General features: G+C 75.0%; 9 protein-coding genes. 2 read left to right on the top strand and 7 right to left on the bottom strand.

Features of this window, described 5'->3' with window-relative positions; all coding sequences use genetic code 11:
* Positions 1 to 246: 246 nt before the first annotated feature.
* Positions 247 to 1,671 carry a type I glutamate--ammonia ligase gene (gene glnA / locus GTQ99_RS14870; RefSeq protein ID WP_166616519.1) on the bottom strand — a complete coding sequence of 475 codons (1,425 nt, stop codon included), beginning with the start codon at positions 1,669 to 1,671 and terminating at the stop codon, positions 247 to 249.
* Between the two features lie 196 nt (positions 1,672 to 1,867).
* On the opposite strand from glnA, the gene GTQ99_RS14865 reads away from it, so the two are divergent.
* Complete coding sequence (locus GTQ99_RS14865; RefSeq protein WP_205707525.1) at positions 1,868 to 2,296, top strand: RDD family protein; 429 nt, start codon at positions 1,868 to 1,870, stop codon at positions 2,294 to 2,296.
* A 78-nt stretch (positions 2,297 to 2,374) separates the two neighbouring features.
* Here GTQ99_RS14865 and GTQ99_RS14860 read toward each other — a convergent pair whose 3' ends face one another.
* The 3 genes from GTQ99_RS14860 to GTQ99_RS14850 form a co-directional block, all read right to left on the bottom strand.
* Positions 2,375 to 3,106 carry a DUF4191 domain-containing protein gene (locus tag GTQ99_RS14860; RefSeq protein WP_166616517.1) on the bottom strand — a complete coding sequence of 244 codons (732 nt, stop codon included), beginning with the start codon at positions 3,104 to 3,106 and terminating at the stop codon, positions 2,375 to 2,377.
* A gap of 74 nt (positions 3,107 to 3,180) precedes the next feature.
* On the bottom strand, positions 3,181 to 4,182 hold the full coding sequence (gene lipA, locus GTQ99_RS14855) for a lipoyl synthase (RefSeq protein ID WP_166616516.1): 1,002 nt from the start codon (positions 4,180 to 4,182) through the stop codon (positions 3,181 to 3,183).
* Positions 4,179 to 5,597 carry a serine hydrolase domain-containing protein gene (locus tag GTQ99_RS14850; protein WP_166616515.1) on the bottom strand — a complete coding sequence of 473 codons (1,419 nt, stop codon included), beginning with the start codon at positions 5,595 to 5,597 and terminating at the stop codon, positions 4,179 to 4,181. The genes lipA and GTQ99_RS14850 overlap by 4 nt, the downstream gene beginning before the upstream one ends.
* A 51-nt stretch (positions 5,598 to 5,648) precedes the next feature.
* Between GTQ99_RS14850 and GTQ99_RS14845 the strand changes: the two genes are divergently transcribed.
* Positions 5,649 to 6,572, top strand: coding sequence for a TIGR03560 family F420-dependent LLM class oxidoreductase (locus GTQ99_RS14845; protein WP_166616514.1), 924 nt, complete (start codon positions 5,649 to 5,651; stop codon positions 6,570 to 6,572).
* A gap of 50 nt (positions 6,573 to 6,622) precedes the next feature.
* Here the strand turns inward: GTQ99_RS14845 and lipB are convergent, their stop codons facing one another.
* From lipB to GTQ99_RS14830, 3 genes are all read right to left on the bottom strand, one after another.
* Entirely contained in the window at positions 6,623 to 7,288 is a 666-nt protein-coding gene (gene lipB / locus GTQ99_RS14840; RefSeq protein WP_166616520.1) for a lipoyl(octanoyl) transferase LipB, read from the bottom strand.
* 72 nt (positions 7,289 to 7,360) lie between these two features.
* Entirely contained in the window at positions 7,361 to 8,095 is a 735-nt protein-coding gene (locus GTQ99_RS14835; protein WP_166616513.1) for a Type 1 glutamine amidotransferase-like domain-containing protein, read from the bottom strand.
* Entirely contained in the window at positions 8,085 to 9,434 is a 1,350-nt protein-coding gene (locus GTQ99_RS14830) for an FAD-dependent oxidoreductase (RefSeq protein WP_166616512.1), read from the bottom strand. Before GTQ99_RS14830 ends, GTQ99_RS14835 begins: the two co-directional genes overlap by 11 nt.
* Between the last annotated feature and the right edge of the window lie 198 nt (positions 9,435 to 9,632).

Below are 9,632 nucleotides of genomic sequence, written 5' to 3'. Positions count from 1 at the left end.
GTGCGGCGCGGCGCTCCCCGCAGGTCCAGCAGAAGGTGTCCGCCAGGCGCATCTCGCTGCCGCAGGCGTGGCACGTCGTCGTCGGCACGATCTCGATCCAGTCCGTGGAGGTCACCCGGACGCGGTCCGGCCCGCGACGTCCTGTCGGCGAGGAGCCGCACGATACTGCGCGGAACGCGACGAGCCCAGCACCTGTGGTGAGGTGCTGGGCTCGTCGCGTTCCGGTGGCGTCAGGACGCCGCGGAATCAGATGTCGTAGTACAGCTCGAACTCGTGCGGGTGCGGGCGCAGCCGGATCGGGTCGACCTCGTTGGTGCGCTTGTAGTCGATCCAGGTCTCGATGAGGTCCGAGGTGAACACGCCGCCCTCGAGGAGGTAGTCGTGGTCCTTCTCGAGCTCGTCGAGGACGGCCGGCAGCGAGTACGGGACCGTCTTGATGTTCGCGTGCTCCTCGGGCGGGAGCTCGTAGAGGTCCTTGTCGACCGGGTCGGCCGGCTCGATGCGGTTCTTGATGCCGTCCAGGCCGGCCATGAGCTGCGCGGCGAACGCCAGGTACGGGTTGGCCGACGGGTCCGGCACGCGGAACTCCAGGCGCTTGGCCTTGGGGGAGTTGCCCGTGATCGGGATGCGGATGCACGCGGAGCGGTTGCGCGCCGAGTACACCAGGTTGACCGGGGCCTCGAAGCCGGGGACCAGGCGGTGGTAGGAGTTCACCGTCGGGTTGGTGAACGCCAGCAGCGAGGGCGCGTGGTGCAGCAGACCGCCGATGTACCAGCGCGCCAGGTCGGACAGGCCGCCGTAGCCCTTCTCGTCGTAGAAGAGCGGCTCGCCGTCCTTCCACAGGGACTGGTGGCAGTGCATGCCCGAGCCGTTGTCGCCGAACAGCGGCTTCGGCATGAACGTCACCGTGCGGCCGTTGCGCAGCGCGACGTTCTTGATGATGTACTTGAAGAGCAGCAGCTGGTCGCCGGCGTTCTTCAGGGTGTCGAACCGGTAGTTGATCTCGGCCTGACCGGCGGTGCCCACCTCGTGGTGCGCGCGCTCGACCTTCAGGCCGGCCTTCTCCAGCTCCACGACCATCTCGTCGCGCAGGTCGGCGAAGTGGTCGATCGGCGGCACGGGGAAGTAGCCGCCCTTGTAGCGGGTCTTGTACCCGAGGTTGCCACCCTCCTCCTTGCGGCCGGTGTTCCACGCGGCCTCGATGGAGTCGATGTGGTAGTACGACTCGCGCTCGTTCGTGTCGAAGCGCACGTCGTCGAAGATGTAGAACTCCGCCTCGGGGCCGAAGAAGACGGTGTCGGCGATGCCGGTCGTCTTCAGGTAGGCCTCGGCCTTCATCGCGACGTTGCGCGGGTCGCGGCTGTAGGGCTCGTCGGTGAACGGGTCCACGATGGAGTGGTTGATGACCAGCGTCTTCTCGACCCGGAAGGGGTCGAGGTACGCCGACGTCGGGTCCGCGATGAGCTTCATGTCGGACTCGTGGATGGCCTGGAAGCCGCGGATCGAGGACCCGTCGAACATCTGGCCCTCGGTGAGGGCGTCGGCGTCCAGCGACTTCGCCGGCACGGTGAAGTGCTGCATGACGCCCGGCAGGTCGCAGAAGCGGATGTCGACGAACTTCACGTCGTGCTCGTCGATGTACTTCAGGACCTCTTCGGAGTTGCTGAACATCCAACCTCCAGGAACGGAACCGGCTCGGCGCTCGAGCCGCCGTGGACGCGCCGACCGTAGGCGCACGATGTTTCGGCCTTGTTACACCCGCGTTTCCGCAACCTTACCGACGTCCCGCCACCGGCGACGGGCGCCCCGCCGCACGGCCGGACGGCGGCGGCGCAGCGGCGCGGCGGCGGCGCCGTACCCTGGTCGCGTGGCCGAGCACGCGAGCAGCAGCGCCCGCCCCGGCGGGGAGCACCCGGGCGCCGGGGTCCGCCTCGGCCTGCCCGCGACCGGCCGCGGCGCCGTCGCCGGCTGGGGCCGTCGCGTGCTGGGCCTGCTCGTGGACTGGGGAGCGGCCACCCTCATCGCCCAGGCCTTCCTGCCCGGCCTCGGCCGGGAGATCGGCCCGCTGGCGGTCCTGGTCGTCATGCACGTGCTGCTCGTCTCCACGATCGGCACGAGCCTGGGCCACGCGGTGACCGGCATCGCCGTGCGCACCCTCGACGGGCGTCCCGTCGGCTTCGCCCGCGGCACCGCCCGCACGCTGCTGCTGGCCCTCGTCGTCCCGGCCGTCGTCACCGACGCCGACCGCCGCGGGCTGCACGACCGCGCCGCCGGCACCGTCGTCGTCCGCCGCTGAGGCGGCGCGGGGCACCACGCGCGAGACCCCCGGCCCGGAGGGGACGGGGGTCTCGCGCGTGGTGCCCGGCCGGGGTGCTCAGCGCCCGCGCATCGCCCGGCGGTCGGGGCGCGCGCGCATCGGGTCGATGCCCTGCGGCACCGGCGGGCGGATGCCGCTGAGGGCCCGCAGCCGCTTGTGCACCGCGGAGACCTCCTGCTTGGTCAGCGTCGGCTTCAGGCGCTGCACCTTGGAGGCGAGCTTGCGCAGCGGCACCTCGCCCTCGCTGCCGCCGTCGCCGATCGTGAACAGGTGCACCGGCACGTTGGGGGTGATGCGGGCCACCTTGCGGCGCTCCGCCTCCAGCAGCCGGCGCACCCGCTGCGGCGGGCCGTCCCCCACGAGGACGATGCCCGGGCGGCCGATGGCGCGGAAGACCATGTCCTGCGTGCGGGCCTCGGCGGCCACCGGCTCCTGCTCCACCGTCCAGCCGCGCCGGATCGAGCTCAGCGCCGCGCCGGCGGCGCCCTTCTGCCCCTCCAGGCCCACGTAGGCGGCGCGCTCGGCGCGCCGGCCCAGCAGGAACATGGCCACCAGCAGGCCGACGAGCAGGCCGAGCACGGTGAAGTAGATCGGGTGGTCGACCAGCAGGCCGAGCAGCAGGCCGAGCACGACCGGGCCCGCGAAGGCCAGCAGCAGCCACCACTTGACCGCCGGGTCGACCCGGACGGTCATGTCGTAGACCTGCTTCAGCTGCCGGGTCCGCTTCCACCGCTGCTTGCGCGGCTTGGCGGCCCTCGTCGCCCCGGCGGGTTCCTCACGTCGTGCCATGGGCGCAAGGATACGGCCCGGCCGGGGCTGCCCGGCCGGGCCGATCGGCGCGGCGCGGCGCTCCGGGGACGGCCTCAGCGCGCCAGCAGGCTGGAGGCCTCCTGGGCGGCGGGGGTGTCGCGGTCCAGGTGCGCCAGCTGCTCGGGGATCGCCACCCCGCGCCGGCGCATCGCCTGCGCCCACAGCCGGCCCGCGCGGTAGGAGGAGCGCACCAGCGGCCCGGCCATGACGCCCGAGAAGCCGAGCCGCTCGGCCTCGGCGGACAGCTGCACGAACACCTCCGGCTTCACCCAGCGCTCCACGGGGTGGTGGCGCGGGCTGGGGCGCAGGTACTGGGTGATCGTGATGATGTCGCAGCCCGCCGAGCGCAGGTCCGCCAGCGCGTCCACGACCTCCTCGTCGGTCTCGCCCATGCCGAGGATGAGGTTGGACTTCGTCACCAGGCCCGCGTCGCGGCCCTGGGTGATGACGTCCAGGGAGCGGTCGTAGCGGAAGGCGGGGCGGATGCTCTTGAAGATCCGCGGAACGGTCTCGACGTTGTGCGCGAAGACCTCCGGCGCCGCGTCGAAGACCTGCTGGAGCAGCTCGGGCTTCCCGTTGAAGTCCGGGACGAGGATCTCCACGCCCGTGCCGGGGTTGGCGGCGTGGGTGGCGCGGATCGTCTCGGCGTACAGCCACGCCCCGCCGTCGGCGAGGTCGTCGCGGGCCACCCCGGTGATGGTCGCGTAGCGCAGCCCCATCGTGGCGATGCTCTCGGCCACCCGCCGCGGTTCGTCGCGGTCCAGCGGAGAGGGCTTGCCAGTGTCGATCTGGCAGAAGTCGCAGCGGCGGGTGCACTCGGAGCCGCCGATGAGGAACGTGGCCTCGCGGTCCTCCCAGCACTCGTAGATGTTCGGGCAGCCCGCCTCCTCGCACACCGTGTGCAGGCCGCCGCTCTTCACCAGGCCCTTGAGCTCGGTGTAGTCGGGGCCGGTGCGGGCCTTGGTGCGGATCCAGGACGGCTTCCGCTCGATCGGCGTCTCGGCGTTGCGCGCCTCGATGCGCAGCATCCGCCGTCCCTCGGGTGCGATCGTCACGTGCCCAGCGTACGTGGGCCCGGGCCGGGCGCCGTCCAGCCCCGCTCGTCCACGCCGCCGGGCACGTCGGCGTCCGGGTCGTAGGGGCTGCGGGTGAGGCGGAAGCTCGCCAGGTCCAGGTGGCCGACGCTCCCGTCGGCGCCGCGCACCGGGCGCAGCAGCTCCCCGGCGTAGTAGTCGTCCAGCCCGCGCCAGCGGCCCTCGCCCTCGCGCACGAAGCGCGAGGAGCGCCCGCGCCCCAGCATCCCGCGCAGCTCGAAGCCGCCCGTCGCGGCGGCGTCGGGGGCGGCCGTCACCAGCAGCGGCGTCGGCCCCCAGTACCAGGGCCCGACGAGCTCCAGGACGTCCGCGGGGACCTCGCGCGGCGCCCACTCCGGCGGCAGGTGCGGTTCGGCCTCGGCCAGCGCGCGCAGCAGCCGCACCGGCAGGTCGGCGAAGCCGCTGGTGGAGTTCGTCATCGCGACGACGCCGTCGCCGCTGTCCACGTCCACCCGCAGCACGGCCACGAAGCCGGGCATCGAGCCGGAGTGGCCCGCGGAGCGGCGGCCGCCGTCGTTCCACAGCTGCAGGCCCAGGCCGTAGGCGCTGCTCCACGCCGCGCCGCGGGTGTCGCCGACGCTCTGCGGCTGCCGCATCGCCCGCACCGACTCCGGGCGCAGCACCGTCGAGGTGCCCGCCACGACGGTGGCCCAGCGGGCCAGGTCCGCCACCGTGGACCACAGCTGCCCGGCGGGGGCCATCGCCCCGGCGTCGTGCTCGGGCTCGGGCAGGACGAGGTCGGCCCACGGGTGCACCGCCAGGCCCCGCGCCGCGGGCCGCTGCGGGCGCGTGCTCGTGCGCGCCATCCCCAGCGGCCGCAGGAACTGCTCGTCGACGACCTCGAACCAGCTGCTGCCGCGCACCCGGCCCAGCAGCTCGCCGAGGACGCCGAAGCCGACGTTGGAGTAGTGGAAGCGGGTGCCCGGCCGGTGCCGCAGGGCGCTCTCGCCCAGCAGCGGCACCAGCGACTCCCAGCCGCCGCCGGGGGTGCGCTCCCACCACGGCCCGTCGGTCTCGGCCTGCACCCCGGAGGCCTGGCCCAGCAGCTGGCCGACGGTGACCCGGCCCACGCCCTGCGCCAGCTCGGGCAGGTGCGCGCCGACGCGGTCCTCCAGGTCGACCAGCCCGTCCTCGACGGCGCGCACGACGCCGGCGGCCACGAACGACTTGGTGATGGAGCCCACGCGGTACTGGGTGTCCGGCGTCGGCTCCCCGTCCAGCCCGGCGCGCCCGCGCCCGCCGGTCCACACCAGCTCGCCGTCGCGCACCAGCCCGGCGACCACCGAGGGCAGCCGGCAGGCGGCCTGCTCCGCGGCCAGCAGCCGGTCCAGCGTGCGGGTGGTCGAGGGCAGCAGCCCCGGGGTGCGCGAGCTCATCCCCCGACCCTGCCAGAGCGGGCGCCGCGGGCAGGCGGCAGGATCGGCGGCGTGGACCTGCGCATCTTCACCGAACCCCAGCAAGGCGCCCGCTACGAGGACCTGCGCCGCATCGCCGTCGCGGCCGAGGCCGCCGGCTACTCCGCCTTCTTCCGCTCCGACCACTACCTGCACATGGGCGGTTCCGGCCTGCCCGGGCCGACCGACGCCTGGACGACGCTCGCGGCCCTGGCGCGCGAGACGACCTCGATCCGCCTGGGCACGCTGGTGACCTCGGCCACCTTCCGCCACCCCGGCGTCCTGGCGATCCAGGTCGCCCAGGTCGACGAGATGTCCGGCGGCCGCGTCGAGCTCGGGCTGGGCACCGGCTGGTACGAGCAGGAGCACGCCGCCTACGGCATCCCGTTCCCGCCGTTGAAGGAGCGCTTCGACCGCTTCGCCGAGCAGCTGGAGATCGTCACCGGGCTGTTCGCCACGCCTGAGGGGGAGACCTTCGACTTCACCGGCGAGCACTACCGCCTGGAGGGCTCGCCGGCGCTGCCCAAGCCGGTGCAGTCGCCCGTGCCGATCATCGTCGGCGGCGGCGGCAAGAAGCGGACGCCGGCCCTCGCGGCCCGCTACGCCTCGGAGTTCAACGCGGCCTTCGCCTCCGTGGAGGACACCGCGGCCGCGATCTCCCGGGTGCGCGAGGCGTGCGCGGCCGCGGGCCGCGACGCCTCGAGCGTGACGTCCTCGGCGGCGCTCATCGTGTGCTGCGGCCGCGACGAGGCCGAGGTGGTCCGCCGCGCCGGGGCCATCGGCCGCGAACCGGCGGAGCTGCGCGAGAACGGGCTGGCCGGCACGCCCGCCGAGGTCGTCGACAAGATCGGCCGCTACGCCGCCGCCGGGGTCGAGCGCATCTACCTGCAGGTCATGGACCTGTCCGACCTCGAGCACCTCGACCTCGTCGCGGAGCAGGTGGCGCCGCAGCTGTGAGCCCCGCCGCCGTCGGCGCCGCCCCGCGGCGGCGCCGGCGGCGGCCCCGCTCAGCCGGGCAGGTCCGCCGCGGGCAGCAGCTCCTCCACGACGGCCGCCGCCTCCAGCACGCCGACGCGCCGCCCGCCGCCGCGGCTCAGCGACGTCACGCCCGCGTCGTCCAGGCCGCACGGCACGATGGGGGAGAAGCCCGCCAGGTCGGTGTCGCAGTTGAGCGCGAAGCCGTGCATCGTCACCCCGCGGGCCACCCGCACGCCGATCGCGGCGAGCTTGCTCTCGCAGCGCCAGCCGGGCGCGGCCGGCTGCTCGGTGGCCACCCACACGCCGGTGCGCTCGGGCACCCGCACGCCCTGCACGCCGAAGCGGGCCGCGACCTCGATGAGCAGCTGCTCCAGGCGCCGCACGTAGCCGACGACGTCCAGCGCGCCGCGCAGCCGCACCAGCGGGTAGCCGACCAGCTGCCCCGGGCCGTGCCAGGTGATGCGCCCGCCGCGGTCGACGTCGACGACGGGGGTGCCGTCGGTGGGGCGCTCCCAGGAGTTCGTGCGCTTGCCGGCCGTGTACACGGGCGCGTGCTCGAGCAGCAGGACGGTGTCGGGGCGCTCGCCCGCGACCACCTCGGCGTGCAGGCGCCGCTGCAGCTCCCACGCCTCGCGGTAGTCGACGAGGTCCTCGCCCAGCTGCAGGCGCCGCACGACGGGTCCGGTGCGGGGCAGGAGCTGCCGCGTTCCCTCGCTGGCCACCGCACCAGCCTACGACCGCCCGCGCTGGAGCCCGCCGCAGCCCGCTCAGGGCAGCGGCCGCGGCTCCAAGCGCGTCTCGACGACCTCGCCGGACGCCTCGCGCCGCACCACGTAGGCGCCCTTGCCGGGCACCTCGGTGACGGCCTCGACGAGCTCGGTGCCGGCGTAGACCAGCCCGACGCCGTCGTCGCTGCAGTGCGTCTCGCCCAGCACCCCGGAACCCACGAGCTCGTGCACGAGGGGGCGACGGCGCGCCTCGGAGTCGTAGTGCACGCCGTTGGCGTGCGGCAGCAGGCCGAGCCCGTCGAGCACCGGGCGCAGCACCGGCCCGAAGGAGTCGGTGGTGCCGCCGCGGAACCAGCAGATCGAGCCCGCGCTCACCCCGCCGAGCACCACACCGGCCTGCCAGGCGGCCCGGAAGGCCTCGTCGAGGCCGTGCACGCGCCAGACCGCCAGCAGGTTGGCCACCGACCCGCCGCCGACCCACACGACGTCCTGCGTCAGCAGGTGCGCCGCCGGGTCCTCCACGCTCGGCATCGGGAACAGGTCGAGCACCGTGGTCTCGAAGCCGGCGCGCTCACCGGCCGCGTGCACCTCGCCGGAGAAGTACCGCTGGTCACCGCCCGCGGTGCCCAGGTACGTCAGCCGGGGCCGCCGCCCCGACGGCACCCGGGCCAGCTCCACGGCCAGGTGGGCCGTCCCCGCCCAGTCGATCCCGCCGCGCTCGCGGCGCGTCCAGCCGCCGGACGTGGCGACGATCGTGGGGCGCTCAGCCGGCACGGCGCTGCCCCGGCCTGCCGAACCTGGCGGTGAGCACCGCGTCCGCCGCGCGGCGGCCAGCGACGAGCGCGCCCTGCTGCGAGGGGTTCTCCCGGTGGTCCCCGGTGACGAAGACGCCCTCGCCGACCTCGACGGGGCGGGGACCCTCGAAGGGCGGCTCCAGCACCGGCAGGGCGTGCGGGAGCGAGTGCGCCGCGACGAGCGACCACGGGGCGGTCCGCGTGCCGTACACGCGCTCCAGCTGCTCGCGCACGCGCCGCTCGACGTCGGCGGAGACGTCCGCGCCGAGCACCTGCGCCGACACCAGCGAGCGCGTCTCGCCGGGCGCCACCACGTAGCCGGGGGCCACGGCGGAGACGACGGCGGTGTTCACCACGGGGCCGGAGCGCTCGCCGTCCAGGTGCAGCAGCTTCTCGCGCCCGGAGGGCGCCGGGGTCAGCGGCGCGGCGTACCAGAACGTCCCCAGCCCGTGGCTGTCGGGGACCTCGACGCTGGGCACCAGGTGCGCCGCGGCGTGCGCGTCCGTGGCCACCACGACCGAGCGGGCGCTCACGCCGCCGGCGGCGGTCTCCACGACGAGCGAGCGGGGGGCGAAGGCGATGTGGTGCACCTCGGTGTCGAGCGCGACGCTGCCCGCCGGCAGGCTCGCCGCGAGCTGGTCGGGCACGGCCTGCATGCCCCGCGCCGGCAGCCCGGGCGTGCCGCGCAGGAAGCTGCGCACCACCAGGTCCACGAAGCGCCGCGAGGTCGTGCCGTCCACCTCGCCGAGCACGCCGGCCAGGAACGGCTCCAGCACCGACCAGCGCAGCTCGCCGTGCACGTCGGCCTCGTCGAGCGCCTTCCACCAGGGGGCGTCCTCGCGCTTCAGGTCGGCCGCCGTCGTGGTCGACAGCGCCCAGCGCACCAGGGCGGTCTTCTCCTTGAGCGAGCCGAGGGGGAAGCGCAGCGCCTCGACGACCCCGGCCGGGTGCCGGCGCGGGTCGCGGACGGCGTGCAGGCGGCCGTGGCGGTGCACGGCCACCCCGGCGTCGAACGGCTGCAGGTCGAGGGCCTGCACGTCGAGGACCTTCTGCACCTCGGGGTAGGCGGGGTTGAGCAGCTGGAAGCCCCGGTCGACGCGGAAGCCGTCGACGACGTCGGTGCGCACCCGGCCGCCGACGCCGTCGGAGGCCTCCACGACCAGGACGTCGACCCCCGCCGCGCTCAGGTGCTTGGCGCACGCGAGGCCGGCCAGCCCGGCGCCGACGACGACGACGTCCGCCGAGGAGGGCAGGGCCGGCGCGTGCGGCGTCACGGCCGGGGCGGGGGAGGTGATCTCGGGAGTCGAGCCAGCGTTCACGCCCCCGAGCGTATCGACCCTGTGGACAACGAGCGCGGCAGTCCCCGCCGGTGCGGTTCCCTTCTCCCGTGCACCCCTGCGACGACCCGACCGCCGCCGGCGAGCCCGCGGGCGCCCCCGGCCCCGACGGCCGCCACCGCGCCGCGCCGACCGGCACCGACGCGGCCGGCACCGACGCGGCCGGGGCCGCGGCGGTGC

This window comes from Kineococcus vitellinus (assembly GCF_009906315.1).
In the GTDB taxonomy this organism is placed as follows: domain Bacteria; phylum Actinomycetota; class Actinomycetes; order Actinomycetales; family Kineococcaceae; genus Kineococcus; species Kineococcus vitellinus.
The sequence above is the reverse complement of the archived record's forward strand: the minus strand, read 5'-3'. Positions and strand labels throughout refer to the sequence as shown.